Origin of the sequence: Acinetobacter sp. YH12135, from assembly GCF_013418565.1 — a bacterium.
In the GTDB taxonomy this organism is placed as follows: Bacteria; Pseudomonadota; Gammaproteobacteria; order Pseudomonadales; family Moraxellaceae; genus Acinetobacter; species Acinetobacter towneri.
Window position 1 is genome coordinate 78,366 of record NZ_VPBU01000009.1, and the last position, 26,631, is coordinate 104,996.

The window sequence follows — 26,631 nt, forward strand, 5'->3', positions numbered from 1 at the left end:
ACGCATTATGATGATTTTGACTGATAAAAAGCCACGTGTGAATGTTGAAGGGATTTTGACTGCGGAAGAAATCCATGAAATTGAACATCACATTGGTCATTATCCGTACCCACGTGCAGCATCTTTAGATGCCTTGAAGTGTGTACAGCGCCGTAATGGCTGGGTAGATGATGCGCAGTTAAATGCGATTGCACAGCTTCTAACCATCAGCGTTGCTGATTTAGAAGGTGTCGCAACATTCTATAACCGTATTTATCGCCAGCCTGTAGGTCGTCACGTGATTTTATTGTGTGACTCGATTGCATGCTTTTTGATGGGTGCAGAAACACTGGCAGAAGCATTCCAGCGTGAATTAGGCATTCAGTTTGGTCAAACGACTGCAGATGGTCGTTTCACGTTATTGCCAATTTGCTGTTTAGGAAATTGCGATAAGGGTCCAACCTTGATGATTGATGAAGATACTCACGGTTTAGTTGAGGTGACATCGGTGCAACAGTTATTGGAGAAGTATGTATGAATACCGAACCAAGACCAATTTATGGTGACGGTAACCCAGAAACGCATCCATTAACTTGGCGTTTAAGCAAGCAAGAGCACGTGCGTAATGCAGATGATTACGAAGCACTAGAAGGTTATGCAGGCTTTAAGAAAGCGATTTCTATGCCGCCTAAAGATGTGCTTGAAGTCATTAAAGCTGCGACAGTAAAAGGTCGTGGTGGTGCAGGCTTCCCAGCAGGGATCAAATGGTCACTGATGGCGCCAAACGACAATTCAGGTCCACGTTACCTGATTTGTAATGCCGATGAGATGGAACCGGGTACTTTCAAAGACCGTTTGTTGATGGAAAAACTTCCACACCAACTGATTGAAGGTATGCTGATTGCTGCGTACACGCTTGAAGCAACCCACGGCTATATCTTTATTCGTGGCGAATACATCGAAGCTGCACAGTACTTAAATGAAGCGATTGAGCAAATTCGTGCCAAAGGTTATTTGGGCGAAAACATTTTAGGTACCAACTGGGGCTTTGAGCTATACGTGCATACAGGCGCAGGTCGTTATATCTGTGGTGAAGAAACCGCATTGATTAACTCGCTTGAAGGTCGTCGTGCTAACCCACGTACTAAACCACCATTCCCGCAAGTTGCAGGGGCATGGGGTCGTCCAACGATTGTCAACAACGTAGAAACCTATAACAACTTACCTGCAATCATGTTGCGTGGTGCAGAGTGGTATATCGGTTTATCTGCAGGTAAATCGAAAGACCCTGGCACAAAAATTTACGGTGCTTCTGGTAAGGTGAAATTCCCAGGTCTATGGGAGCTTCCATTTGGTACGACTGCACGTGAAGTAATTGAAGACTATGCGGGTGGCATGCGTGATGGCTTGAAGCTAAAAGCATGGTTACCGGGTGGTGCATCTACCGACTTCTTGGCAGCAGAACACATTGACTTGCCTATGGATGCAGAAAGCATCATGAAGGCAGGTTCACGTTTAGGCACGTGTTTGCTTATGGTGGTCGATGAAACCCAATGTATGGTTTCTGCAACCCGTAACTTAGAAGAATTCTTTGCGCGCGAATCATGTGGTTTCTGTACCCCATGTCGTGATGGTTTACCGTGGGCTGTAAAAGCACTCAAAGCAATTGAAAATGGCGAAGGGAAAGAAGAAGACATTCAACATCTTCAAGAACTCACCAAAAAATTGTGGATTGGTAAGACCTTCTGTGCTCACGCACCAGGTGCGATGGAGCCATTAATGGGCGCACTCAAATATTTCCGTGGCGAGTTTGAAGCAAAAGTGGCAAATAGCCGTCCTGCTGCTCAAGCTAGCAACGTAGAACAAGCTTAAGGAATTCGACTATGGCTACAATTCATGTCGATGGAAAATCGTACGAAGTCAATGGCTCGGAAAACTTGCTGCAAGCATGTTTGAGCCTTGGGATCGACATTCCGTACTTTTGTTGGCATCCATCCTTAGGTTCTGTCGGTTCTTGCCGTCAATGTGCCGTGACCCAATATGCGAACCCTGAAGATACTCGTGGTCGCTTGGTGATGTCATGTATGACACCTGCTGCTGACAATACCTATATCTCTATTGAAGACAAGGAAGCGACTGAGTTCCGTACTTCAATTGTAGAGTTCTTGATGACGAACCACCCACACGACTGCCCTGTCTGTGAAGAAGGTGGTCACTGTCATTTACAAGATATGACTGTAATGACGCAGCATGACCGTCGTCGTTATCGCTTCACCAAACGTACGCACTATAACCAAGAGCTAGGTTCGTTCATTGCACATGAAATGAACCGTTGTATCGCATGTTATCGCTGTGTGCGTTACTACAAAGACTATGCAGGCGGTACAGACTTTGGCGTTTATGCCAACGCATCACGTGTGTACTTTGGTCGTCCTGAGTCGGGTACTTTAGAATCTGAATTCTCTGGCAACTTGACTGAAGTATGTCCAACAGGTGTATTTACCGACAAAACGCACTCTGCACGTTATAACCGTAAGTGGGATATGCAATATGCGCCAAGCGTATGCCAAGGCTGTTCTTCTGGCTGTAACATCTCTCCGGGTGAGCGTTATGGCGAATTACGTCGTGTAGAAAACCGCTTTAACGGTGAAGTAAACCAATACTTCCTGTGCGACAAAGGTCGTTTCGGTACAGGTTATGTGAACCGTGAAGATCGTCCGCGTCAGCCACAGTTCCGTAACGGTGCGAGTGTAGAAACTGTTTCTGTAGATACTGCACTTGATACGATTATTGCCAAAGTTCAAGGCAAAAAAGTTTTAGGTATTGGTTCGCCACGTGCATCGCTTGAATCAAACTTTGCTTTGCGTGAGTTGGTGGGTCAAGACAACTACTCAACAGGCTTATCGCAAAAAGAGCAAAACTTGGTAGAGCTGGCAGCTTCAATTATGCAAACCGAAGGTATTTACAACCCAGGTATGCGTGAAATTGAAGATTACGATGCTGTGTTAATTTTGGGTGAAGATTTAACCCAAACTGCACCACGTATGGCCTTGTCTGTTCGTCAAGCGGCGAAAAACAAAGCTAAAGAAATGGCCGCAGAGCGTCGTACTCCAGACTGGTTGGCTGAACCTGTGCAACGTATTGCACAAGATGCAAAATCACCAATTTACATTTTGGCTGCAACGCAAACTCGTTTAGCTGATGTCGCAACAGGTGAAGTGGTTGCTTCTCCAAATGATATCGCACGTTTAGGTTTTGCCATTGCTGCTGCGGTTGCAGGTGACGTGATCACAGGTTTAGATGACGATGCGAAAGCATTTGCACAAACCATTGCTGACACGTTAAAAGCTGCGAAAAAACCATTGGTGATTTCAGGTACAAGCTTACTAGACGCTGCCATTATGGAAGCGGCTGCACAAGTGGCACAAAACTTGGGTGAAAACGCAGGTTTAAGCTTAACTGTGCCAGAAGTGAACTCAATGGGCTTGGCTATATTTGGTGGGCAAAGCTTAGAGCAAGCATTTGCACAAGATTATGATGTTGTGATTGTGGTTGAAAATGACTTATATCGTCGTTTACCTGCAGTACAAGTCGATGCAGCTTTAGCGAAAGCACAAGATGTCATCGTGCTAGATCATGCTGAAACCGCAACTGTGCAAAAAGCCAATATCGTACTTTCTGCAGCAAGCTTCGCGGAAGGTGATGGTACGGTGGTGAGTCAGGAAGGTCGTGCACAACGCTTCTTCCAAGTTTATGACCCAAGCTACTACAAACCTGAATTGGCGATTAAAGAATCTTGGCGCTGGTTACACGCACTTGAAACAGGCTTAAAAGGCAAAGCAATTGCTTGGACTGTTTTAGATGACGTGATTGAATCTGTAGTGAAGAATGTTCCAGCACTTGAAGCAATTCAAGATGTTGCACCAGATGCAGGTTTCCGTGTACATGGCTTAAAAGTTGCGCGTGAACCACGTCGTTACTCAGGTCGTACCGCTATGCGTGCACCGTTATCCATTCACGAACCAAAACAACCTGTCGATGTAGATTCAGCATTAACATTCTCTATGGAAGGTTATGTGGGTAATCAAACGCCAGCGGCACTTGTACCATTTGCTTGGTCTGCAGGTTGGAACTCGCCACAAGCTTGGAACAAATTCCAAGACAACGTGGGTGGTCACTTAAAAGGTGGTGACGCAGGTATTCGTTTATTCGACCGTTTGGCGAAACGTCCTGCACGTAGCTATGTTGCACCTGCACCAGTACTTGCAAATCCAGACAGCTTCCGTTTAATTCCAATGCATCACATTTTTGCATCGGGGGAATTTACGGTGAAAACTCCTGCAATGGAATCACGTATTCCTGAAGCAGTATTTGCTGTAGGTACGCAGGATGCGCAGCGTTTGAATCTACAAGATGGTCAAACAATTACTGTACAAGCAGGCGAAACATCTATCGTGTTGCCAGTACAAGTGATTGAATATTTACCTACAGGTTATATTGGCTACCCAATTGGTCTTGCACCAACGGTATCTCTTGCAGAGCCTGTTTCAGTCGCGGTAGGAGTGTAATTCATGCAACAAGAATTAATCCGTCAGACGCCGCTGTGGGCTGAGAACTGGCCAATTGCCTATTCAGTCATTCAAGCGATTGTCATCTTACTGGTTGTGGTATTGATTGCTGCACTCATGTCTTTTATTGAGCGTCGTTTACTGGGCTTATGGCAAGACCGTTATGGTCCGAACCGTGTAGGTCCAGGCGGTATGTTCCAGATTGTTGCCGACATGCTGAAAATCATGTTCAAAGAAGACTGGACACCAAAATTTGCCGACAAACTTACGTTCCGTATGGCACCAGCAGTTGCAATGGCAACTGCGGTACTGTCGTTCATGGTTATTCCTGTATCACCTTATTTAGGTGTGGCAGACATGAGCATTGGCCTGTTGTTCTTTATGGCAATGGCAGGTATCGCAGTGTATGCGGTGTTATTTGGTGGTTGGTCATCAAACAACAAATACGCATTGCTTGGTGGTTTACGTTCAGCCGCTCAAACCATTTCTTATGAAGTGTTCTTGGGTATTTCACTCATGGGTGTGGTTGCTATTGCAGGCTCATTCAACATGCGTGAAATTGTTGAAGCGCAACGTGATGTTTGGTTTGTGATTCCACAATTCTTAGGTTTCTTGATTTTCGTGGTTGCAGGCGTTGCGGTAACTCACCGTCACCCATTTGACCAACCAGAAGCAGAACAAGAATTGGCTGAAGGTTATCACGTCGAATATGGCGGTATGAAGTGGGGGATGTTCTTCGTTGCAGAATATGTCAACGTGGTACTGATCTCTGCGCTTATCGTGACTCTATTCTTCGGTGGATGGCTAGCGCCGTTTAACCTTGAAATTCCATTCATTCCAGCAGCTTTCTGGTTCATTATCAAAACAGCATTCTTTGTGATGATGTTTGTCTTGGCTCGTGGTTCTTTAATGCGTCCACGTTATGACCAAGTGATGAACTTTGGTTGGAAAATTTGCTTGCCATTGGCGCTTGTTAACCTTTTGGTAACTGGTGCTGTGATTCTTATGAATCATTCGGCCTAAGACAGCAGGGAGAACAATATGTTTAAGTTTCTAGCTGGGTTTGGGTCAATTGTACGTTCACTGTGGATGGTTTTCTCACACGTGACACGTAAACGTGACACCATTTTGTATCCGGAAGTGCCAGCCGAAGAAATTGTACCTCCACGCTTCCGTGGTCGTATTGTGTTAACACGCGATCCAGATGGCGAAGAGCGTTGTGTAGCATGTAACCTCTGTGCAGTTGCCTGTCCAGTTGGTTGTATTTCACTGCAAAAAGCAGAACAGGAAGATGGTCGTTGGTACCCAGAGTTTTTCCGTATCAACTTCTCACGCTGTATTTTCTGCGGTATGTGTGAAGAAGCATGTCCAACGACTGCAATTCAGTTAACACCTGACTTTGAGTTAGGTGAATATGTGCGTCAAGACTTGGTGTATGAGAAAGAACACTTACTCATTTCAGGTCCTGGTAAATATCCTGACTACAACTTCTACCGTGTAACGGGTATGGCTGTTACAGGTAAAGACAAAGGTCAAGCGCAACGTGAAAGCGCACCTATTGATGTACGGAGTCTATTACCATGATGTGGCCGTTTTACTTGATGGCACTCGTGGCCATTGTTTCTACGGTTCGTGTAGTGACTAACGCGAACCCAGTACATGCTTTATTAAGCTTGATCGTGTCATTACTTGCGGTTGCAGGCATGTTCATGATCGTGGGTGCACCATTTGCTGGTGCCTTAGAAATCATTGTTTATGCGGGTGCGATCATGGTCTTGTTCGTATTCGTGGTGATGATGCTCAACCTTGGTCAGCAAACTGTTGAGCAAGAGCGTAAATGGTTGACTTCATCAACTTGGGCATACCCAGCTTTGATGAGCTTCCTAATTGGTTTGGTTTTAGTGTGGTCATTAAGCTCAGACTACACTGCACCAAGCGCGCTTATGGGCACCGAAATGGTGGGTCCAAAAGCAGTGGGTCAAGCACTCTTTACTCAGTACTTATTGTTGGTTGAAGTTGCCGCAATGTTATTACTTGCAGCTTTGGTTGCAGGCTTCCACATCGGTAAACGTGAACCAAGTGCAGAAGAGGAAAAAGAATAATGGGCAACATCCCTTTAGAACATGGTTTGATTGTCGCGACCATTCTTTTTGCACTCGGTTTTTACGGTGTGATGGTGCGACGCAACCTACTATTTATTTTAATGGGCCTTGAAATCATGATGAACGCTGCGGCATTGGCGTTTGTCTTGGCTGGTAGTGCATGGGTACAACCAGATGGTCAGATCATGTTTATCTTGATCTTGACACTTGCTGCGGCAGAGGCGTGTATCGGTCTTGCGATCGTCCTTCAGTTCTATCATCGCTTCCATCATTTGGATGTGGATGCTGCTAGTGAGATGCGCGGATGAGTTATTTATATCTAACAGTATTGTTTCCGCTCATTGGTTTTATCCTTTTAGCGGCAGGGCGTAACAACTTACCTGAAAAAGTTGCTGCGATTATTGGCGTAGGTTCAGTGGGTCTGTCTGCATTATTTGCGCTAATTGCAGGCATGGACTTTGTGAACAACGGTTCGGTTGCAACGACTCAACATTTATGGACTTGGTTCAATGTGGGTGGTTTTGCACCTGCGTTTAGCTTGCACTTAGACGGTTTATCTTTGCTCATGCTGGGCATGATTACAGGCGTGGGTTTCTTAATTCACATCTTTGCATCATGGTATATGCGTGGTGAAGAAGACTTTGCACGTTTCTTCTCTTACTTCAACTTGTTCGTTGCGAGCATGTTGTTGTTGGTACTTGGCGATAACTTGGCGTTATTGTTCCTAGGTTGGGAAGGTGTAGGTTTGTGCTCTTACTTGCTGATTGGTTATTACTACCAAAACCCTGCAAACGGTTTTGCAGCAATCAAAGCATTTACCGTAACACGTGTGGGTGACGTTTTCCTACTGATCGCGTTGTTCTTGTTGTATCAACAATTTGGTACGTTGAACACACAATACATCGTAGAAAATGCAGCCAATGTAATGACTCAAAGCTCGTCGATCACCATTTGGACAGCGTTAATGTTGTTCTTGGGTGCTGCGGGTAAATCTGCACAAATTCCGTTGCAAACTTGGTTAGCCGATGCGATGGCAGGTCCTACACCTGTATCTGCATTAATCCACGCTGCAACCATGGTAACTGCGGGTGTTTACTTATGCTGCCGTATGTTCAGCGTATTTGAACTTGCACCTGAAGTGATGTTATTCATTTCAATTACAGGTGCTGTGACCTTGCTAGTTGCTGGTTTTGCAGCATTGGTTCAAACCGACATCAAACGTATTTTGGCTTACTCAACTATGAGTCAGCTGGGTTATATGTTTATGGCAGTTGGTGCAGAAGCATACCAAGCGGGTCTATTCCACATGTTAACTCACGCATTCTTCAAGGCATTATTATTCTTGTCTTCTGGTGCGGTGATTTTGGCTTACCATCACGAACAAAACATTTTCAAAATGGGTGGCTTGTTCTACAAGAACAAATTCCTGTTTGCATGTTTCGCGATTGGTGGTGGTGCATTGGCAGCGATTCCATTCTTGACCATTGGTTTCTTCTCAAAAGACGCTATTTTGGCAGCAGTTTGGACGCAAAGTCATATCGCAGGTATTCCGCTATATAACACCTTATATTGGGTGGGTGTAGCAGGTGCATTCTTAACGTCAATTTATACATTCCGCTTAATTTGGGTTGTATTCTTTGGTAAAGAAAACACACCGTATCACGAGATCAAAGGCGCAACTTACTGGTTCCCATTGGCAGTGCTTGCAGCACTTTCAACTGGTTTAGCGATTGTATTAAAAGCGCCAGTGATGAGCATTCTTGATGCTGCAAAAATCCCAGCATTTGTGATTCCTGCAGCATTAGAAGCAGGCGCACATGGTGCAGAGTATGTTGCAATTGGTGTGGCTTTGGCTGGTTTAGCTGTAGGCGTGGTGTTATTTGCCTTTGCTTACAATGCTGTAAAAGGTTTCGCGCAAACTTCATTGGGTGCGGGTCTTGCCAATATTTGTCGTAATGCACTTGGTTTCGATGCGTTGTATGACATCGTATTTGTAAAACCATACTTGCTGATTGCCAAACTATTAGGTCGTGATCCAGTGGATGGCATGTGGTTAGTACTGCCTGCACTGGTGAAAGGTGGTCATAGCTTCACAAGTTCACGTCAAACTGGCTCATTACGTGAGTACGCATCGAGTATGGCACTTGGTGTGGTGGTCTTACTAATGATCTTGATCGTGATTCAGGTCGTGGGGAAATAAGATGGATACTCCAAACAATTTAATTCTACCCGCGCTGATCCTTGTTCCGTTCATTGCAGGTTTTATTTGCTGGTTGGTCGATAAACTCGACGATAAATTACCGCGTTACATTGCTTTAGTGGGCATGCTCGTTACTTTGGGCTTAACTGTCGCATTGTGGCAAGGTGCTAGCTATAACTATGAATTAGGCGCTCAAGTTCCAACTTGGTCGGCTGAATTTATGCTGCCTTGGATTCAAACCCTAGGCATCAACATTCACTTAGCGGTGGATGGCTTATCTTTACTCATGGTGGGTTTAACTGCATTACTGGGTATTTTAGCGGTAGGCTGTTCATTTGGTGAGATTCAAAAGAACGTCGGTTTCTTCCACCTTAACCTTTTATGGTCTTTGGGTGGGGTAATTGGCGTATTCCTTGCGATTGACTTGTTCCTGTTCTTCTTCTTCTGGGAGATGATGCTTGTACCAATCTACTTCCTGATTGCGTTATGGGGTCATAAAGGTTCAAATGGTCGTTCACGTGTTTACGCTGCAACCAAATTCTTTATCTACACGCAAGTTGCTGGTTTAATCATGTTGATTGGTATCTTAGGTCTAGTGATCTATGGATACATGATGTCAGGTACTATTTCATTCAACTACAACTATTTATTGGCTGTAGCGAATACCCTTGACGCACAATTACCAGCAGTCGCTTATGCCTTCATGATCTGTTTATTCATCGGTTTTGCGGTAAAACTTCCAGTTTTCCCATTACACGGTTGGTTACCAGATGCACACGCACAAGCGCCTACAGCGGGTTCTGTCGACCTTGCAGGTATTTTGATTAAAACTGCGGCATACGGTTTATTACGTTTCGTGATTCCATTCTTCCCAGCGGCTTCTGCTCAGTTTGCAGACATCGCCATTATTTTGGGTTTAATTGGTGTGTTCTACGGCGCGTGGTGTGCTTTCCAGCAAACCGATATGAAGCGTTTACTTGCCTATACCTCAATTTCGCACATGGGCTTCGTATTACTTGCAATTTATGCAGGTAATATCCTGACTTACCAAGGCTTAATGATCATGATGTTGGCACATGGCTTGTCATCTGCTGCATTGTTCATTATGTGTGGTCAAATTTACGAGCGCGTACATACACGTGACATGCGTTTAATGGGCGGTATTCGTGGTCAATTCCAATACCTTTCATTCTTCCTGATGTTCTTTGTGGCAGCGTTAGTTGGTATTCCTGGTTTAGGTAACTTTATTGGTGAATTCCTGATTTTAATGGGTTCATTTGAACAGTTCCCAGCCTTCACAATTATTGCGGCAATCAGTTTAGTTTTTGCAGGTGTTTACGGTTTAATCCTGATTCACAAAGCCTTATTTGGTGTACCAAATGAAGAGCAAAAACAGCACTATGCAAATCCGTTAAAAGATTTAAATGCACGTGAAGTTGTGATTCTTTCAATTTGTGCGCTGGGTCTAGTATGGCTTGGTCTGTATCCACAAACCTTCCTTGATATTTCAAATTCAAGTATGGCGTGGTTAGCAAATAGCTACATCCCAGTTCAAGAAGTAGTTGAAGTTACGCAAGAAGTAACAGCTCAACTCGAAAATGTGGAGATCCAATAAGCCATGAACTTCACAATGTCATTTTCTGAGCTTATGCCTTTAGCTCCTGTGATGATCGTGGCTTTAACTGCGATTGTCGTGATGATCCTTACTGCAATTAAGCGTAACCATAACTTAATTGCTACAGCATCAGTGGTGGGCTTGAACCTCGCTGCTGCTTACCTTTTACTCATGATGTTTGGTGGGAACTTTGCTCCTGCCAGCGTGATGGGCATGTTTATGATTGATCCGTTCACCTTGTTATATCAACTGGTGATTCTGATCGCTGCATTAGCATGTTCTACTTTGTCACATGCGTATATTGAAACGTATAAAGACAACCGCGAAGAACTCTACATCTTAATGTTGTGTTCAGTGGCGGGTGCTATGTTGATGGTGTCAAGCTCGCACTATGCGTCGTTCTTCATTAGCCTTGAGTTAATGTCAATTCCTGTTTATGGCTTATTGGCATACACTCACCAACGTTCTAAATCTTTAGAAGCAGGCGTGAAGTACTTAGTCTTGTCTGCAACCGCATCTGCAATGTTGCTCATGGGTATGGCGTACATTTATGCATACACTGGTTCATTGTCTTTCTATGACTCTGTACAAGCATTAATGCAAAATATCCAACAGCCATTGGTAGTTTTAGGTCTAGGCTTAATTGTCTTTGCTGTTGCATTTAAATTGTCGTTGGCACCATTCCACAAATGGACACCAGACGTTTATGACGGTGCGCCTGCACCAATCGCAACCTTTCTTGCGACTGCAGCAAAAGTAGCAACCATTGGTTTGTTCGTGCGTTACATTTTGGGTTCAGGGGCAATCCTGATCGACTCAATTGTAACCATCATGACCATTATTGCTGTGCTTTCAATTTTGGTGGGTAACTTCCTAGCTGTACGTCAAGTTAACTTGAAGCGTATTTTGGCTTACTCATCTATTGCGCACTTTGGTTATTTGTTGATTGGTTTAATCAGCATGACCTATGCAAGTTTGGGCAATGTCAGCGTATATGTGATCACTTATGTATTGACCACCATTGGTGCGTTCGGTGCAGTGGCATTAATGTCTAGCCCGTATAACAACGTAGCTGAAGCAGAAAGCTTAGCAGACTACCGTGGTTTGTTCTGGCGTCGTCCAGTATTGACTGCTGTATTAACCGTGATGATGCTTTCTCTTGCAGGTATTCCATTAACTGCAGGCTTCATTGGTAAGTTCTTGGTGGTGATGGCTGCTGTTACGACTCAGCACTGGTTCTTAGCTGCCATGATCATTGTGGGTTCAGGTATTGGTTTGTACTATTACTTACGTGTAATGGTGGTGATGTACATGACACCACCAGACGAACCAAAAATGGATGCGGTTGATCACTGGGGTCAAAAAGTGGGTGGTATTATGGTTTTAGCTGCTGCATTGGCGGTATTGGTGATTGGTGTGTATCCAGATCCAATTATCAAAATTGCGCTTGAAGCTGAAATTCTATCTCCAATTCATTTCATGCTGACTCAGCAATAATTTAAAAGAAGTTTAATCTTCAGTCAAAAAGCCTCCATAAATTGGGGGCTTTTTGGTTTAAATACCGTATAAAAACAGCATATAATAAAAAGCTATTTGCTTTTATTTCCTTTTAGGTGTTCTCCCGTGGCTATTCATGAAATTCGTCATCCACTTATTCGTCATAAATTAGGGCTGTTACGTCGTGCCGACATCAGCACCAAGAACTTCCGTGAATTGGCGCAGGAAGTCACCATGTTACTGACTTATGAAGCAACCAAAGATTTACCAATGGTTGAGCATGAAATTTCAGGTTGGAATGGGGCAGTCACAGTAGACCGTATTGCGGGTAAAAAAATCACAGTTGTGCCAATTTTACGTGCGGGTATTGGTATGTTGGATGGTTTCTTAAACCTGATTCCAAGTGCCAAAGTGTCGGTTCTAGGTTTAGAGCGTGATGAAGAAACTTTAGAAGCACGTACTTACTACAAAAAATTAGTACCCGATGTGCAAAACCGTATTGCGATGATTATTGACCCAATGCTGGCAACGGGTTCATCATTAGTGGCAGCTATTGATTTATTGAAAGCCAGTGGTTGTAAAGACATTCGTGTGATGGTGTTGGTTGCTGCGCCTGAGGGGATTCAGCGTGTTGAAGCTGCCCATCCAGATGTGGTGATCTTTACTGCATCGGTAGATGAAGGTTTAAACCAAGATGGTTATATTGTGCCTGGCTTGGGTGATGCAGGCGATAAAATTTTTGGTTCAGTGCAAAAAGATTAAGCCGAATGTCGGTGAAAAAGAGGCATTAACTGCCTCTTTTTTATATACTCATATAAAGTGCAGCTCGTAAAAGGTTAAGCCATGAAATCTGAACAATATCAAGGGAAAATCAAACAATATAATGCCGAAAAAGGCTATGGATTTATTGCCGCACCTGAAGGTGAAGTGTTTTTCCATATCTCGGATTTTCCTGCGGCTGAAGGCGAGCCAAAGCGCAATGATCGCGTTAAATTTAATGTGGTTCAAAATGGTGATCGTTATAAAGCCATTAATATTGAACCTGTAGAAGATAAATCCAAAAAAGCAAAAAAAGCCAAAGCGGTTGCTGCGAATACGTCGATTACGTCTGCATTGTTATCAAACTTAAAGCGTTAGTTTTAAATGTTTTCATGCACAGAAAAGAGGCATTTTCGCCTCTTTTTTTGTACAATAATCAAAAATTAACGTGAAAAGAGTAATTTATGTTTTTAGAAGGGAAAATAAAAACTTATAACGAAGAACGAGGCTTTGGTTTTATTCAAATAGAAGGAGAGCCTAAAGATTTATTTTTTCATATTAAAGATTTTCCCAATAAAAATATTCCACTAAAAGTGGGAGAAAATCTAAAATTTCGTAAAGTAGAAGAAAATGGCAAGTTCAAAGCAGATAATATTGTCCGTCTAGATATTAAGGTTGCAGTCGAAAGGCATACGCCTCAATCAAGGGCAATTCATACGACAAAGCAGATTCAAAAAAGACAGCAGAAGTCTGAAAATAACTCATCCAATTTTGTGACTTATATGGGTATATTGATTATATTCGTCTTGGCTTATGCAGTATTTAATAAGTACCAAGCTTGGCAAAATAGCCAGCCTGAAGCTTTATCAGTACAAAAAGCAGTAGAAGTTCCAGTTGTCGAACAGAACTTTACTTGTGATGGGCGTGAGCACTGTAGTCAAATGACGTCTTACGAAGAAGCGTTATTCTTTATACGAAATTGTCCAAATACTAAAATGGACGGTGATGGTGACGGCATACCATGTGAGAGTCAGTTTTAATTGTTAAAAAAGAGTACCTTGATTGGTACTCCTATGAATTATTTCGCGTCGCAAAATTTCATAAATGCCCTTAAACCAGGCCCTTGGTATTTCTGACGATGCACCAACATGAATAACGGGCGCGTCAGTTGCCAGAAAGGTGTATCCAAAATTACCAATTGACCTTTTTCTAGTAAAGGTTCAATCGCCAATCGTGAAATACACGACATACCAATTCCACCTGCGACAATTTTTAAAATCGCTTCGTTATGACCCAAAGTTAAACGAATATTGGCATCAGGCAGGTCTTTTAAAATTGCATTGTCAAACACTTCACGGGTACCTGAACCTTCTTCACGTAAAATCCACTCGGCGTCTTCAAAATCTGCGATACTTAAAGCACGGTTTAACTGCGCTAAAGGATGACTTGGTGCACAGCACACTGCAAGCTCATCATCACGCCAATGAATACATTGGAGTTGGGGTAAGTGACAAGAGCCTTCTATCAGGGCTAAATCTAGCTGAAACTGATTTACAGCTTCAATCATTTGGCGGGTATTGCCCACTTGTAATTGTAAATGCGCCTGTGGCTGAATTTGCAAAAAGTCTGCCATTAAATCAGGCATCAAATAGTCACTGATGGTGAGGGTTGCACCTAAACGCAAATCGATGCTTTGTAGTTCGCCTTTAGCAGCTTGCTCAAACGCTTCACAACGCCCCAAAATTTCTAAGGCTTGTGGCAATAAAAAACGACCCAAATCATTTAGTTGTAGACGCTTACCCAAACGGTCAAACAGTGGAGCACCCAAGCCATCTTCCAAATCTGCTAAGGCCATGCTTGCAGCACTTTGGGTGAGCTTAACGGCATCACTGGCTTTGGTTACTGTCCCTTCTTGGGCAACTGCTACAAAAACCGCCAACTGGCGTAAAGTCATGCGCATGAATCAAGCCTTAACATTTAAAAATATTCATAAATTACCCCAACATGCTAACATGAGCACAGTCTTTCATGCCACGCTCAAATCATGTCAATTGAAAAATTTACTTTAGAAAAAGTGCTTTCGGTTCATCGTTGGACCAACACCTTGTTTAGCTTCACCATGACTCGTCCTGCGCACTTTAAATTTACCGCAGGGCAGTTTGCACGTATCGGGTTAAAAGTGGATGATGAATTGGTGGTACGTGCTTATTCGGTGGTGTCATCACCCTTTGATGAAACTTTAGAGTTTTTCTCAATTGTCGTGCCAGATGGTGCGTTTACTTCTAACTTGCAGCACCTTCAAGTGGGGGATGAGCTGTACTTGGAAAAAATCCCTTATGGTTTTTTGACCTTGGCGCGTTATCAATTGCCTGCCCCACACGATTTATGGTTACTGGCCACAGGTACAGGTCTTGCACCGTTTTTATCCATGCTGCAAGATTTTGAAACATGGACAAAATATCAACATATTTATTTGGTTTATAGCGTGCGTACCGAAGCTGAATTGGCTTATGTCGATAAAATTCAAGAAATTGCCGAAACTTTTGGCGAAGGGCATTCGGGCTTTAAATTTATCCCAATTGTCACCCGCGACCCTCAAGCTGCTTTGCATGATCGTTTACCTGTATTAATTGCTAATGGCGAATTGGAACAGGCTGCAGGCAGTGTACTCAACCCTGAAACCAGCCATGTGATGTTATGCGGTAACCCTGCCATGGTCGATGACACCAAAGAAGCCTTAAAAGCGCGTGGTTTAAGCATGAACCGCCGCGGGGAAGGTAATATTGCAGTTGAAAATTATTGGTGAGGATGTGATACAACTATTCAAATATCAACTGTTCAAATATATAGCCAGCGCAGGGCTGATGTTTATAGTCGCACAAACCGTACAGGCTGAAACGGTCGAAACTCAGGTTGCTGTGCAAGATCACGTACTCATTTATGATGGGCCACTTAGCCCTGAAGCCAACGCACGTGCAGCGGAATTACTCAAACAGTCAGATAAGATTGATACCTTAAAAATCAACAGTCGGGGTGGCGAGATCGGCTTAGGTATTGATTTGGGCAATTTGGTCTTTGACCATCAACTTAATGTAGAAGTTGCGCAGTATTGCTTTTCTTCTTGTGCCAATTATGTGTTTCCTGCGGGCAAAGTAAAATATTTAAACTTGCGTAGTCAGTTGGGTTGGCATGGTGGCAGTTTGCAAAAAATGCAATTTGAAAGTGCCGAAATGGAACAAATGTATAATGAATATATTGGCCCAATCCGTGCAAAGGAAACCGCTTTTTTTCAGAAAATTAAAGTTCAGCAAAGCTCAACCATTGCAGGGCAGACTCCTGAATATGAAAAATATCAAGCGCTATACATCTAAGAAAATGCGAAGTTTTGGCATAGATCAGGTGCGTTTTAAGCAGGTTTTGTGGCTGCCTAAATCGAGTTTTGAAAATAAATGTATTTTCACAATTCGCTAAAAATTGGTTGTTGAGGTGATCTTCACCATTCATATAAAAACCTCATCTACAACGCTGCAGATGAGGTTTTTGCTTGGTGCGATTCAATTTTGAAAGCAACTTTTGAACGCAATGCTTGAAAGTGACTCTTCAAAGAAATTAGTGCACAAACATATCCATATATTCGCGGATTTCCTGAATCGCGCTATCGACATCGCTACTTAGCCAAGTCGGTTCAAAAAAACCTGCATAATGCTCTAAGCGCTCTTGAGGAACCACCAAACGCACAGGACATTCTTCTTCAAGTAAGCGCCACGGTAAAATTGGCACTTCATTATCCAGAAATGCAGCAATGTTGCGAATATCAATGATCATGGCATTCACACAATCTGGAAATGGCATGACCGAAAATTCTTCGGTACGACGACGGAAATATTCCAAATCGCCCCATTTGAGCAGATAGCTGGGCTTGCTAAATTCAATAATACCAATGAGATGCCCATCACGGGTATAGTGCAAGGCACATTGATGAGTGACGTCAGTGTCAAGATCAAGCGATACACTTTGTTGACGATACGCCATAAAGTTCAAAGTACACAAAAAAACGGTACGTGATTATAGCGCATTTCCCCGTGAGAGGCAGCTTTGTCGATATTGGGCAACATAGGTGGTACTTGAGGTATATTACATCTTTTCACCATCTTGCTATGTATTGTCACACAATAAGCGTGAGGAGCTTGTTAGTATGAAAATTCATCAGATAAATACATAAGTGAGGGGAACATGCCGCATGATTTCAATAAACCACCTCATGTAAACTCAGCTGAAGACATTAAGCGAAAAAAACGTATTCCAGTCTATATGCTTCTACTGGTGGGAATCTTTTTATTGGCATTGCTGATTTACATGATGGCGGATCGCAATCCGAGTCCGAGCGAAGCACCTCCTGGACATCCTAATCCAACCGTACAACAAGCAACGCCAAATAGCACGACAACGGGCACAGCTGGAGATGAAGCACGTGCAGAGGACAGCAATACTGCAACAGCAACAGATCGGTAGTTTAGCCTAAGCGTCAAAAAATCGTATTTACAAATTCAGCCTTGCCTAGATGCAGGGCTTTTTTGTGGATTTTCGCAAGGTTTATTATCCCTCCTTTGTAGAATTGTTGCGATTCTGCATCCCAAGGTTGAATAAAAAATATGCAAATTCTATGGTGGGTAGAGCTTTACTCAATAATTTGAATCGATAAAAAGCAGTTTTGCGCTGTAGTGCAAACCTAAAAATGAAGCTAATCACCATGAGGATTAAACAAGATGAATGATTATTTTAATGGGAACCTACATGGCAGAGGTTTTGATGCCATGTATTATTGGGAGCAATTTCAACCCATTTTAGCTGCAGTCGCAATTTTACTTGTCGGGTGGGTGATTGCATTATTGGTTGCGGGTGGAATTAAAAAGGTTCTACAAAAATTAGGTACCGATCAAAAATTATCAAATGCAACGGGGCATCGTTCAAATATTGAAGTGATTGTGTCGCGGGTCGTGTTTTGGGTGATTTTAATTATTGCGGTCATTGGTGCGCTGAATGTGTTGAATCTGACCAGTGTCAGTGGGCCATTCAGTAATATGATTCAGCAGTTCTTACTGTTTATTCCTTCTTTACTGGCTGCTGTAGCCGTTGCTTTTATTGGGTGGATTTTGGCAAATCTGGTCAAAGTGGGGATGCAAAAACTGTTGGCACGTACTCAGTTGGATGAAAAACTCAGCGCCGATGTGGGTGTGAGTGGCTTAAGTCAAAATATCAGTGAAATTGTTTATTGGCTGATTTTATTGCTGTTCTTGCCAATTGTGCTGTCAATTTTAGGCTTAAACGGTCTGTTGTTCCCTGTGCAAAACATGGTGAATGAAGTTGTGCTGTATTTACCGAACATCTTCATTGCAGGCGTGATTGTTTTTGTCGGATACATTCTGGCAAAAATTGTTCGTGGCATTGTCGAAGGTTTATTAGGCAGCCTGAATATTCAACAGCATGCTGAAAAAGTTGGCATTTTTAAAAATTCAAATTTACCTAAATTACTCGGTTCGTTTGTTTTCGCCTTGGTGATCATCACCGCCTTGATTATTGGTTTTGAGGCACTTGGAATTGAAGCCATTTCGCAGCCTGCGACAGCCATGCTGTATGAAATTATGAATGCGATCCCGCATATTATTGCGGCAGGTCTGATTCTTATTTTGGCTTATGTGGTGTCGCGTTTTGTAGCCAATATTGTGGTGGAAGTGGTTGCAGGTACAGGAGTCGATGATATTCCTGCCAAACTCGACTTACAGCGCTTTTTAGGTACGACTAAAATTTCATGTGTAGTCGGTTATCTGATTGTATTCTTTACCATGCTATTTGCGGTATCTGAAGCGGCGAACCGTTTGGGCTTTGATCAAGTCAGCGGCTTGATTGCCATGTTTATCCAGTTTGGTGCAGATATCCTGTTGGGTGCTGTCATTTTGGTGGTGGGTTTCTGGCTCGCGAATTTGGTCGCCAAAGTGGTACAGCGCGGTGAATATAACAGCTCGCGTTGGTTGGCAAACTTAGTCCGTATTTTAATTATGGGCTTGGTGGTAGCCATGGGCTTACGCGCGATGGGTATTGCAGACTCTATTGTGAACTTGGCCTTTGGTTTAACTCTTGGTTCTGTTGCAGTGGCTTTCGCACTTGCCTTTGGTTTAGGTGGTCGTCAACCTGCAGAACGTGTGTTAACTGATTTGATTGATAAAGCTAAACGTGAGGCAAATCAACCGAATCCTTTGCACAAGACAGAAACGGCAACGTCAGCATCAAGTGTGATGACACCTATTGTATCTGAGCAGCCGCAAGCGTCTGTAAGTGATGTGACTACAACACCTGAAGCGGCAACTGATCATGCAGTGCCAGATACGTTAAAGGTTGATCCTGAACATCCACCAGTCAACAACCCATTTGGTTCGACAGGTGAGGCTGAACCAGATGTTGATGAACATCCAAAAAATGACCCGAAATAACCTGTTCAAATTTTGATTTGAATCGCTAAGATGATCGACCAATCACCGTATTGGTCGATTTCTTTTCGGTATTCATTAAAAAAGAGGAAAGACTAATGTCCAAATCAGCACCCGATAAGTTTTTTGCCCCAATCGTGATTGCTGGCATCACCATCGGCTTTTTTGTTGCAGCCTATAAATTTGTTTTTGCCAAGCCAGAAGCCACCGCAAAACCAACTGAAAATGTTGAGAAAAATCATCCAAAAGAGGATAGACCAAGCTCTTAAATTATGTTAAAAATTAATCAACTTTGGCAGGAATGAGCCAAAGACTGATTTGGATAAATCAGATCAATAACTTGGAAAGCTTGATGAGGGTTTAAGGGAAAAATAAAAAACTTGGGTTTTAACCAAGCTGAAATATTTGAGTCTTAAAATTCGCGCAAGGATGACAATAATGAGAGAAATCAATATGCTAAACAAATTACGTATCAGTTTAAAAGTTCAAGTGGCAAATTCGTTACCTATGCATCAACAAAATGCTGTGCTTAAAATGCAGCAAACTGAATCACGTTTGGCAAATACGCCAAAATTGGTATTATTTCGTACCGATTATTTAGAATAAAATAACAGGATTCACGTATTGCTAAGTCTTTATAGTGCGTGACGGTGTTAAAGAAAAAGCCAGTTTAGAAAAACTGGCTTTTGTCATTTTGCAATTTGATTAGCAAGATCAATATTGCTCTGTTTAGACTGGAGGCATTCCTAGTTCATACCTTATTCGCATGTCATTTGGAAGCTAGCTTAAACGTACTCCGATGCCGCATGTGCAGATGACCACGCCCATTGGAAATTATAGCCGCCCAAATGTCCCGTTACATCTAAAACTTCCCCAACAAAATACAAGCCTTTTTGTTTTTTACTTTCCATAGTTTTAGAGGAAACTTCTTGGGTATCGACTCCGCCTAAAGTGACTTCGGCAGTACGATAACCTTCTGTGCCTGATGGTTTGACTTCAAAGGCATTTAAACGTGCTGCAATCTGTTCTAGTTTTTCATCACTGATATTGCCAATTGCCGTTTCAGAGAGCGTAGGCCAGATCAGTTGCTGCAATTCAGCCACTACACTTTTTGGCAAATGTTCGTTGAGCAAGGTGCGTAGTAAAACTTTAGGACTGCTTTGCTTTTTGTTTTTAAAAAAGTCATAGAGTTCTAAGTATGGCAAAAAGTTAATTTTAAAACTTTGTCCGACATCCCAATAATTAGAAAGCTGTAAGGCGCTTGGCCCACTCAAACCACGATGGGTAAATAGCAATGCTTCGGTAAAACTATTTAATGAATTTGATAAAGTCGCATCCACCGCATTACCGCTTAAACGTGTAGTGACTTCTTTAAAGCTGTCTGAGAAGGTAAAAGGCACTAAACCTGCACGGGTCGGGTAAACACGATGACCGAACTGTTTGGCAATTTCATAGCCAATTCCAGAGCCACCTAAAGTTGGAATAGATAAACCACCTGTGGCTACGACCACAGTGCTTGCTTGGAAATACCCCAAAGTCGTTGCAATTTGAAAACCTTGATCATCTAGGGCATTCACAGCTTTGACTTCACAATTGGTTTGAATATCGACCAGATTGGTTTTTTCACATTCGGCCAAGAGCATGGCTAAAATTTCTTTAGCGCCGTTTAAAGTGAATAATTGTCCGTGTTTACGTTCTTCATATTCAATGCCATATTCGCAGACTAAATCAATAAAATCCCAGTTGGTATAACGGGTGAGAGCAGAAATGACAAAATGTGGATTATGTGAAATATAATGGTTTGGTTCGACTTCTAAATTGGTGAAATTACATTTACCACCACCAGACATCAGAATTTTTTTTCCCACTTTATTGGCCTTTTCCAGTACCACAACCGAACGCCCACGTTTACCAGCCTCTGCAGCCAACATCAAGCCTGATGCACCCGCACCTAAAACAACAACATCAACCTGATGAACCATGAGTATTACTCGGTAGACGAAAAGCGAGCAATTATAAAAGATTTGTGGGGGTTTTAATATGCTTTAAGCTTTCCTTGCAACCCACCTGTATGAATGGCCAGGATTCGAGTGTGGGCAGGGAAATGATTGTGCTGGATTAAATCAAGAATTCCCATCATCATTTTACCTGTATAAATGTGTTCGAGTGGAATTTGATATTTTTGCTCAAAATTTTGAATAAATTTCAATAATTCAGCTGTAGTTTTGGCATAGCCGCCACCACAATAAGCATCGGTTAAAGACCAATTGCTTTTATCAGTCCATTGTTGAATGTCCTGTTTGAGAAAATCACCTTTCAAGGCTGAAAAGCCTAAAATGTGCTGGTGATCTGAACTGCTTTCAATGATGCCTGCAAGAGTTCCACCTGTACCCACGGCACAACAAATTACGTCATAATTTTCTAAATCATCAGGGGAGAGGATTTCCTGTGTCCCTTGAATGGCAAGGGAATTGCTTCCACCCTCTGGAATAATAAAGGCTTGAGGATATTGCTGTTGAAGTTGTTGTAAATATTCTACTTCATGGCGCAGACGATATTCGGCTCGGCTGACAAAATGCAGTTGCATGCCAAAATCTTGCGCTGTTTGTAGGGTAGGATTTAAGTCTTGGGTCGCAAGTTCCTGACCACGAATGATGCCGATACTTTGAAAACCAAAATGCTGTGCTGCAAAAGCTGTTGCTGCAATATGATTGGAAAATGCACCGCCAAAAGTGAGGACTTGAGAAAAACCTTGCTGTTGTGCTGCCAAGAGGTTGTATTTGAGTTTAAAAAACTTGTTGCCCGAAATCTGGGGATGAATCTGATCAAGGCGTTTGATGGTCAGTTGAACAGGCTGGGGAAGTTCTAATGTTTGATAAGGGGTAGGAAAAGCAATGTGATCAAACATTTTTTGCGAACGAGAAATGAATTTGACCACATTGTAAATGTATTTGATTGAGAATGTCAGTGTTGGTTTATGAGTCGGTATCCACCGACGTGATCACCGACATACCAGGGCGTAGATTTTCGATCCCTTTTTGATTCGGATCAATGGTGATACGTACCGCTATACGTTGAACGACTTTGGTAAAATTTCCTGTGGGATTGTCAGGTTTAAGTACACTGAACTCTGAACCCGCAGCGGGGGGAAATCTGTTCCACATGGCCTAGCTCATTGAGCAATGTTCAAACAATAGGTATCGCTATTCCACGATAGACGATGGCTAACATCAAGATATTGATATCTCGTTTTCCCCATTTCCAGCTGGTTCTATCCAAAGTTAATTGGACTTTATCGAATAAAAATATATTGAAAATTAACTGAGAAATTTGACGATAATCGAAATACTGATCTGCAAAGAAGCGTTGTATACGTCGATAAAATGATTGTGGTAAGCACGTGATGGGTAAGGCTTTAGATGCAGAAGAAAGATTACATGTCTGTTTTACAATTAATGCCAGCATAATCAGTGTAAAACATTTTACATGTGACTTACTCCACTTTAGATATTTGTTTAAGAAGAGATGTAACTCATTGAAATGTGTCATCATATTCATCGTCAGAAAACAAGTATTATGCCATTATTTCAATGAGTTATCTTTTTTGTCGTGTACAAAGATCGTTTTATCAAAGTAAGTTGAATAACCATAGGGTAGCAATTTACCCTATGGCTTTTTAAAATTTAATGAAAAACTGCTTCCAAAGCATTTAAGCCAACTTTAGGATCGAGTAAACCATTGTAAATCTCTGGAATTTCACGTTCGACACCTAAGAGCTGATAAATGGCAATCATGGCACAACGTACGGAATATTCCACAGTGAAAACCACATCATCTTCAAGCTCTACGAATTGACCTAAGAAAGCAAAGTTGACCGCATTTTCTGGAATGACCCATGGACGATCACCTGCTTTACGACATGCAAATAGGGCAGAAGCATAAGGCATCATTACTGTGGTAATGTCGGTATGTGCCAACACATGATCCAAAATGTCATCGAAACCAAGTTGATGAATCAACTCAATTAAAATCTCTTGACCCGTCGCTTCACTCATCGGTTTTTTAATGTAATCGCCGATATGGTCAATTTCAAAACCATAACCCCATAAGGTGAATTTACCTTCTGGTAAGTCAGCAAAATGCGGTTGAGCTGGAACGACCACAGATAGATGCCAACCAGATTCAAACCAAGTCATGAGTGCACCTGTACCCGGTTCATTTCCTGTGTAATCAATAATCCGTTTTAGCAGCACATCATCATGCATGGTGAGCGTAAAGGATTTCCATTTATGCTCATCAATGTTGCCATAGAAGGTCATTGGACGACCAAAATCAGGAGCTTTTTGAGCCAATGTTTCCCACAAACGCCAGCCATGATCTTGTCGATCACGAATTAGCTCAGGAACATCGAATTTATCGCCATAACGTGAATCAGCAGTAATCGAACCTAAAGTAAAGAGCGCAAGATCATGCTCACCCAGTTGAATTTGTTCAGTGCCTTCTGGAATGTTGACATAAAGTTGGGTTGCCTTACGTTCCTTCGTTTGGGCATCTTCGACAAAGTCTGCATCTGTGACATAACTACCGAAACGAACATCAACGCCTTGTTCCACCAACCAGCGTTGTAGAGGATGAATCATTGAATCATATTGATTGTATTTAGTTCGTTTCACACCTGCTAAGGTATGGATGCGTGGTAATTCTTGAATGAAACGTAGAAAATAACGGCGTAATTCCGCTGCGCTATGCCATTTTTGAAAGGCAAACGTGGTTCGCCACATCCGCCAAAAATTACTTTGGAAAAATGCATCATCAAAAAATTCATCAATACGGCGACTACCGATACGATCTTCTTTTAATGCCAGTAGACGTAACATTTGAGCACGGTTGAGCGTTGATAACCCCAATTTTTGAGCTTCTGCAATAATATGATTTGAGTCGATCAAACGTGCTTGAGCATTGGTTTTAACTTGTTCGTTAAATTCACGACATTCTTCACGAACAGAAATGTCTGGATTTTCTAAAGATGGGATGCTTGAAAATAAATCCCAAGTACACAAATAAGTCTCATCAGTTAGCATACGTCCACCACGTGTGACCCATGCTTGGTTCGGATTAAGCGGATTATGTCCACCATCCATCGAACCACCAGAAACATTCAATTCTTCTAAAATATGGATATGTTCAGCTGGCACTTTAGCATCACGAATCGCAAAAGCAGCAGCAGCCATACCAGCTATGCCTCCACCTACAATCCAAAGATGTGATTTAGAGCGGTCTAATGTTTTCAGTCTTTTATTTTGCATCTGATGTGCCTCGTTTGTAGTTCTAAAGAAAATTAAAGCCGTAATTTTATTATGGGATTATATGTTTTAAAAATATATGAAAGTTCTGCTAAAAATCGATGATAAATTATTATCAGAAAAAAACTTTAATAGAAAAAATGGATGCACAATAAAATTTTACTGTTCATATGCTATGTTTTAACTGTTTGATATTGAAATTAAATTGAGTTTTTACTCTATTTTTGGTTTTTTTAATAAATATCAAATTGCTTGAAAAATCCTTAAATTTATAAACATAAATCAAAAAAATTATATCTTCTATTATGGTTTTTTAAGTAAAATAAATAATTGAAAATTATTCTAATCTTGAGGTCTATCTTGGAATCATTATTGATTTTAGGCTCTATTGCTTTGGCATTAATGTTGGGGGCAATTAGTCCTGGGCCTACCTTTATTTATGTGGCAAAAAATTCGATAGCCATTTCACGTAAGCATGGTTTATTTACGGCTTTAGGCACGGGTACGGGTGCCGCAATTTTTGGTTTATTGGCGGTGATGGGGTTGCAGGCTATTTTATTGGCAGTGCCTTCAGCATATTTTCTGCTTAAAATTTGTGGTGGTTTATATTTGTTGTTTTTGGCTTATAAAATTGTGAAGCATGCCAAAGCGCCTATTCAAACCAATCTTGCACATGGACAGCAAATGTCACTGCGCCGTGCGTTTACTACAGGTTTAATTACGCAGTTATCTAACCCTAAAATTGCAATTGTCTTGGCGAGTATTTTTACGGCTTTGTTGCCTAAAGAAATTCCGAACTATTTTTATGTGGTGCTGCCAATTCTGTGTTTTTTTATTGATGCAGGTTGGTGTTCATTGGTTGCAGTGGCTTTGTCTGCAGAAAAACCGCGTCAGGCTTATATTAAGTTTAAGGCTATTTTTGACCGTGCAGCAGGGGCGGTCATGACAGTATTGGGATTAAAGTTAATTTTTGGGATGAAGTGATTTATTTGTGTAGATACCTATGCCTTTTGGGAGAAGATTGGGATGAGGGTATTCTAATAATTAAAATGTTTGCCTTACTTTTAAAGGATCAAAAGTAACAAAAATCCTTTGTTCGTTAGAGGGCACGTCCGTGTGCCTAACGAACAGGCTACATCCATGTCACCTTTCTGTGCGTTAGTACTTAAATCAATATTCATCCTCTTCGAATTTGATAGATGGAAAGTAATGTTTAGGGTCATATCCGTCACAATATTCAAATGGAATATTTTTAATAAAATCATATTTATTTATAAAATTATTTTGGAGCCATTTTTTTCCAAAACGCGATAAAATATTGAAAAAAAGGATATAAAGCTCAGGGTTTGAAAGTTGAGCACGGTAAATTTTTATTAACTCGTATTTTTCAAAATCACTTAGGATTGTTGATTCATCTACTATTTTTATAGCATTATACATATTTCTAAAATAAGAGCTTAAATGAGTTTGATTGGTTTTCAATAAGCAGCCTCTAAAATCCTTTTCCATTAACCTTTTCTGAATTTTAATAACTAATTCTTCATTAAATCCATTATACCTTGATAGTTTATTTACTATAAATGTCGTCCAACTTCCCTCTATACCAAAGTAAAAAATAACGTATGAGATATCTAATATTTGTGATTTATTGAGTTGGAGATTTTCTTGTACAGAAATTTCTTGAATCGTTTCTAAAATTCGTTTGAACTGAATTTTGAAGGTTACAAAAGCCTTTTTCCCTTCTTTTGGTGGGTGTTGCGGATTGGTATTGGGTAAAGAAATATTTATCAAATGTTGGTTGTGATAATCAATCATTTTAAAAAAATTAGACTTTAAATTATTTTTCTGTGCTTCATCTTTTTGATTAATAATTGTATAAATCAAGAGGAATATGCTTGATGCACTTAAGAGAGTACCTATAACTCCTCCATACAAATTACCTAAAGAAGCTCCTAAATTTGGATCAATCAAGGAGGTTACTCCAATTTGAAAAGCTTTGTTGGTAAAAATAAAATAGGTAGCTAGCAAACTAATAATTATCAAGACTATTGGTAGAACTAAGCAAAAAAACTTTATCCATCTATTCATTATTTATAACTATAAAAAAACCCCACTAAAATATA

General features: G+C 41.5%; 26 protein-coding genes and 2 pseudogenes. 20 read left to right on the forward strand and 8 right to left on the reverse strand.

Going from position 1 to position 26,631, the window contains the following annotated elements; genetic code table 11:
* The first annotated feature begins 7 nt into the window (after positions 1–7).
* The 13 genes from nuoE (at position 8) to FTU70_RS07000 (ending at position 13,760) form a co-directional block, all read left to right on the forward strand.
* Complete coding sequence (gene nuoE / locus FTU70_RS06940; protein ID WP_004975451.1) at positions 8–517, forward strand: NADH-quinone oxidoreductase subunit NuoE; 510 nt, start codon at positions 8–10, stop codon at positions 515–517.
* Entirely contained in the window at positions 514–1,851 is a 1,338-nt protein-coding gene (gene nuoF / locus FTU70_RS06945) for an NADH-quinone oxidoreductase subunit NuoF (RefSeq protein ID WP_004975453.1), read from the forward strand. The genes nuoE and nuoF overlap by 4 nt, the downstream gene beginning before the upstream one ends.
* 11 nt (positions 1,852–1,862) lie before the next feature.
* A complete protein-coding gene (gene nuoG, locus FTU70_RS06950) occupies positions 1,863–4,547 on the forward strand; it encodes an NADH-quinone oxidoreductase subunit NuoG (RefSeq protein WP_180060376.1) in 2,685 nt (894 codons plus the stop codon).
* Positions 4,548–4,550: 3 nt separating this feature from the next.
* Complete coding sequence (gene nuoH / locus FTU70_RS06955) at positions 4,551–5,570, forward strand: NADH-quinone oxidoreductase subunit NuoH (protein ID WP_004975457.1); 1,020 nt, start codon at positions 4,551–4,553, stop codon at positions 5,568–5,570.
* An 18-nt stretch (positions 5,571–5,588) separates the two neighbouring features.
* Complete coding sequence (gene nuoI / locus FTU70_RS06960; RefSeq protein WP_004975460.1) at positions 5,589–6,131, forward strand: NADH-quinone oxidoreductase subunit NuoI; 543 nt, start codon at positions 5,589–5,591, stop codon at positions 6,129–6,131.
* On the forward strand, positions 6,131–6,649 hold the full coding sequence (gene nuoJ / locus FTU70_RS06965; protein ID WP_171062597.1) for an NADH-quinone oxidoreductase subunit J: 519 nt from the start codon (positions 6,131–6,133) through the stop codon (positions 6,647–6,649). The genes nuoI and nuoJ overlap by 1 nt, the downstream gene beginning before the upstream one ends.
* Positions 6,649–6,957 carry an NADH-quinone oxidoreductase subunit NuoK gene (nuoK, locus tag FTU70_RS06970; RefSeq protein ID WP_004975463.1) on the forward strand — a complete coding sequence of 103 codons (309 nt, stop codon included), beginning with the start codon at positions 6,649–6,651 and terminating at the stop codon, positions 6,955–6,957. The genes nuoJ and nuoK overlap by 1 nt, the downstream gene beginning before the upstream one ends.
* The gene (gene nuoL, locus FTU70_RS06975) at positions 6,954–8,849 is read left to right on the forward strand and encodes an NADH-quinone oxidoreductase subunit L (RefSeq protein ID WP_180060377.1); all 1,896 of its coding nucleotides are present in this window, start codon (positions 6,954–6,956) and stop codon (positions 8,847–8,849) included. Before nuoK ends, nuoL begins: the two co-directional genes overlap by 4 nt.
* 1 nt (position 8,850) lies before the next feature.
* Positions 8,851–10,464, forward strand: coding sequence for an NADH-quinone oxidoreductase subunit M (gene nuoM, locus FTU70_RS06980; protein ID WP_004975471.1), 1,614 nt, complete (start codon positions 8,851–8,853; stop codon positions 10,462–10,464).
* Positions 10,465–10,467: 3 nt separating this feature from the next.
* The gene (gene nuoN, locus FTU70_RS06985) at positions 10,468–11,961 is read left to right on the forward strand and encodes an NADH-quinone oxidoreductase subunit NuoN (protein WP_180060378.1); all 1,494 of its coding nucleotides are present in this window, start codon (positions 10,468–10,470) and stop codon (positions 11,959–11,961) included.
* A gap of 126 nt (positions 11,962–12,087) precedes the next feature.
* A complete protein-coding gene (gene upp / locus FTU70_RS06990; RefSeq protein WP_180060379.1) occupies positions 12,088–12,723 on the forward strand; it encodes a uracil phosphoribosyltransferase in 636 nt (211 codons plus the stop codon).
* 81 nt (positions 12,724–12,804) lie between these two features.
* Positions 12,805–13,098 (forward strand): cold-shock protein, encoded by a 294-nt coding sequence (locus FTU70_RS06995; RefSeq protein ID WP_004975478.1) that lies wholly within the window; start codon positions 12,805–12,807, stop codon positions 13,096–13,098.
* A gap of 86 nt (positions 13,099–13,184) precedes the next feature.
* Entirely contained in the window at positions 13,185–13,760 is a 576-nt protein-coding gene (locus tag FTU70_RS07000) for a cold shock domain-containing protein (protein ID WP_180060380.1), read from the forward strand.
* 38 nt (positions 13,761–13,798) lie between these two features.
* Here the strand turns inward: FTU70_RS07000 and gigC are convergent, their stop codons facing one another.
* The gene (gigC, locus tag FTU70_RS07005) at positions 13,799–14,680 is read right to left on the reverse strand and encodes a LysR family transcriptional regulator GigC (protein WP_019837525.1); all 882 of its coding nucleotides are present in this window, start codon (positions 14,678–14,680) and stop codon (positions 13,799–13,801) included.
* Between the two features lie 84 nt (positions 14,681–14,764).
* Between gigC and FTU70_RS07010 the strand changes: the two genes are divergently transcribed.
* Both FTU70_RS07010 and FTU70_RS07015 read left to right on the forward strand, forming a co-directional pair.
* A complete protein-coding gene (locus FTU70_RS07010) occupies positions 14,765–15,526 on the forward strand; it encodes a ferredoxin--NADP reductase (protein WP_180060381.1) in 762 nt (253 codons plus the stop codon).
* 58 nt (positions 15,527–15,584) lie between these two features.
* Positions 15,585–16,091 carry a hypothetical protein gene (locus FTU70_RS07015; RefSeq protein WP_179994131.1) on the forward strand — a complete coding sequence of 169 codons (507 nt, stop codon included), beginning with the start codon at positions 15,585–15,587 and terminating at the stop codon, positions 16,089–16,091.
* 238 nt (positions 16,092–16,329) lie between these two features.
* On the opposite strand, the gene FTU70_RS07020 is transcribed toward FTU70_RS07015, so the two are convergent.
* The gene (locus tag FTU70_RS07020; RefSeq protein ID WP_004975486.1) at positions 16,330–16,752 is read right to left on the reverse strand and encodes a hypothetical protein; all 423 of its coding nucleotides are present in this window, start codon (positions 16,750–16,752) and stop codon (positions 16,330–16,332) included.
* A 201-nt stretch (positions 16,753–16,953) separates the two neighbouring features.
* Between FTU70_RS07020 and FTU70_RS07025 the strand changes: the two genes are divergently transcribed.
* The 4 genes from FTU70_RS07025 (at position 16,954) to FTU70_RS07040 (ending at position 19,811) form a co-directional block, all read left to right on the forward strand.
* Positions 16,954–17,232, forward strand: coding sequence for a hypothetical protein (locus FTU70_RS07025; protein ID WP_004975487.1), 279 nt, complete (start codon positions 16,954–16,956; stop codon positions 17,230–17,232).
* 254 nt (positions 17,233–17,486) lie between these two features.
* Entirely contained in the window at positions 17,487–19,208 is a 1,722-nt protein-coding gene (locus FTU70_RS07030; RefSeq protein WP_004975489.1) for a mechanosensitive ion channel, read from the forward strand.
* A 95-nt stretch (positions 19,209–19,303) separates the two neighbouring features.
* Complete coding sequence (locus FTU70_RS07035; RefSeq protein WP_004975491.1) at positions 19,304–19,474, forward strand: hypothetical protein; 171 nt, start codon at positions 19,304–19,306, stop codon at positions 19,472–19,474.
* Positions 19,475–19,643: 169 nt separating this feature from the next.
* Entirely contained in the window at positions 19,644–19,811 is a 168-nt protein-coding gene (locus FTU70_RS07040) for a hypothetical protein (RefSeq protein WP_004975492.1), read from the forward strand.
* A gap of 179 nt (positions 19,812–19,990) precedes the next feature.
* Here the strand turns inward: FTU70_RS07040 and FTU70_RS07045 are convergent, their stop codons facing one another.
* The 5 genes and pseudogenes from FTU70_RS07045 to FTU70_RS07065 form a co-directional block, all read right to left on the reverse strand.
* The gene (locus FTU70_RS07045) at positions 19,991–21,187 is read right to left on the reverse strand and encodes an NAD(P)/FAD-dependent oxidoreductase (RefSeq protein ID WP_180060382.1); all 1,197 of its coding nucleotides are present in this window, start codon (positions 21,185–21,187) and stop codon (positions 19,991–19,993) included.
* A gap of 53 nt (positions 21,188–21,240) precedes the next feature.
* On the reverse strand, positions 21,241–22,113 hold the full coding sequence (locus FTU70_RS07050; RefSeq protein WP_167846176.1) for a 1-aminocyclopropane-1-carboxylate deaminase/D-cysteine desulfhydrase: 873 nt from the start codon (positions 22,111–22,113) through the stop codon (positions 21,241–21,243).
* A gap of 67 nt (positions 22,114–22,180) precedes the next feature.
* Positions 22,181–22,373: pseudogene (locus FTU70_RS07055) on the reverse strand (HlyD family secretion protein); the annotation flags it as partial.
* A 21-nt stretch (positions 22,374–22,394) separates the two neighbouring features.
* A pseudogene (locus FTU70_RS07060) lies at positions 22,395–22,754 on the reverse strand (IS4 family transposase); the annotation flags it as partial.
* Between the two features lie 134 nt (positions 22,755–22,888).
* A complete protein-coding gene (locus FTU70_RS07065; RefSeq protein WP_180060383.1) occupies positions 22,889–24,511 on the reverse strand; it encodes an oleate hydratase in 1,623 nt (540 codons plus the stop codon).
* Positions 24,512–24,868: 357 nt separating this feature from the next.
* Here FTU70_RS07065 and FTU70_RS07070 point away from each other — a divergent pair, with 357 nt between their 5' ends.
* Complete coding sequence (locus tag FTU70_RS07070; protein ID WP_096901823.1) at positions 24,869–25,492, forward strand: LysE family translocator; 624 nt, start codon at positions 24,869–24,871, stop codon at positions 25,490–25,492.
* A 186-nt stretch (positions 25,493–25,678) separates the two neighbouring features.
* Here FTU70_RS07070 and FTU70_RS07075 read toward each other — a convergent pair whose 3' ends face one another.
* Positions 25,679–26,479 (reverse strand): putative phage abortive infection protein, encoded by an 801-nt coding sequence (locus FTU70_RS07075; RefSeq protein ID WP_257222550.1) that lies wholly within the window; start codon positions 26,477–26,479, stop codon positions 25,679–25,681.
* Positions 26,480–26,631 lie beyond the last annotated feature (152 nt).

Coding starts and splice junctions, on each gene's coding strand:
- nuoE (WP_004975451.1), top strand. CDS start 8: ATGATGATTTTGACTGATAAAAAGCCACGTGTGAATGTTGAAGGGATT.
- nuoF (WP_004975453.1), top strand. CDS start 514: ATGAATACCGAACCAAGACCAATTTATGGTGACGGTAACCCAGAAACG.
- nuoG (WP_180060376.1), top strand. CDS start 1,863: ATGGCTACAATTCATGTCGATGGAAAATCGTACGAAGTCAATGGCTCG.
- nuoH (WP_004975457.1), top strand. CDS start 4,551: ATGCAACAAGAATTAATCCGTCAGACGCCGCTGTGGGCTGAGAACTGG.
- nuoI (WP_004975460.1), top strand. CDS start 5,589: ATGTTTAAGTTTCTAGCTGGGTTTGGGTCAATTGTACGTTCACTGTGG.
- nuoJ (WP_171062597.1), top strand. CDS start 6,131: ATGTGGCCGTTTTACTTGATGGCACTCGTGGCCATTGTTTCTACGGTT.
- nuoK (WP_004975463.1), top strand. CDS start 6,649: ATGGGCAACATCCCTTTAGAACATGGTTTGATTGTCGCGACCATTCTT.
- nuoL (WP_180060377.1), top strand. CDS start 6,954: ATGAGTTATTTATATCTAACAGTATTGTTTCCGCTCATTGGTTTTATC.
- nuoM (WP_004975471.1), top strand. CDS start 8,851: ATGGATACTCCAAACAATTTAATTCTACCCGCGCTGATCCTTGTTCCG.
- nuoN (WP_180060378.1), top strand. CDS start 10,468: ATGAACTTCACAATGTCATTTTCTGAGCTTATGCCTTTAGCTCCTGTG.
- FTU70_RS06995 (WP_004975478.1), top strand. CDS start 12,805: ATGAAATCTGAACAATATCAAGGGAAAATCAAACAATATAATGCCGAA.
- FTU70_RS07000 (WP_180060380.1), top strand. CDS start 13,185: ATGTTTTTAGAAGGGAAAATAAAAACTTATAACGAAGAACGAGGCTTT.
- gigC (WP_019837525.1), bottom strand. CDS start 14,680: ATGCGCATGACTTTACGCCAGTTGGCGGTTTTTGTAGCAGTTGCCCAA.
- FTU70_RS07010 (WP_180060381.1), top strand. CDS start 14,765: ATGTCAATTGAAAAATTTACTTTAGAAAAAGTGCTTTCGGTTCATCGT.
- FTU70_RS07015 (WP_179994131.1), top strand. CDS start 15,585: ATGTTTATAGTCGCACAAACCGTACAGGCTGAAACGGTCGAAACTCAG.
- FTU70_RS07020 (WP_004975486.1), bottom strand. CDS start 16,752: ATGGCGTATCGTCAACAAAGTGTATCGCTTGATCTTGACACTGACGTC.
- FTU70_RS07025 (WP_004975487.1), top strand. CDS start 16,954: ATGCCGCATGATTTCAATAAACCACCTCATGTAAACTCAGCTGAAGAC.
- FTU70_RS07030 (WP_004975489.1), top strand. CDS start 17,487: ATGAATGATTATTTTAATGGGAACCTACATGGCAGAGGTTTTGATGCC.
- FTU70_RS07035 (WP_004975491.1), top strand. CDS start 19,304: ATGTCCAAATCAGCACCCGATAAGTTTTTTGCCCCAATCGTGATTGCT.
- FTU70_RS07040 (WP_004975492.1), top strand. CDS start 19,644: ATGAGAGAAATCAATATGCTAAACAAATTACGTATCAGTTTAAAAGTT.
- FTU70_RS07045 (WP_180060382.1), bottom strand. CDS start 21,187: ATGGTTCATCAGGTTGATGTTGTTGTTTTAGGTGCGGGTGCATCAGGC.
- FTU70_RS07050 (WP_167846176.1), bottom strand. CDS start 22,113: ATGTTTGATCACATTGCTTTTCCTACCCCTTATCAAACATTAGAACTT.
- FTU70_RS07065 (WP_180060383.1), bottom strand. CDS start 24,511: ATGCAAAATAAAAGACTGAAAACATTAGACCGCTCTAAATCACATCTT.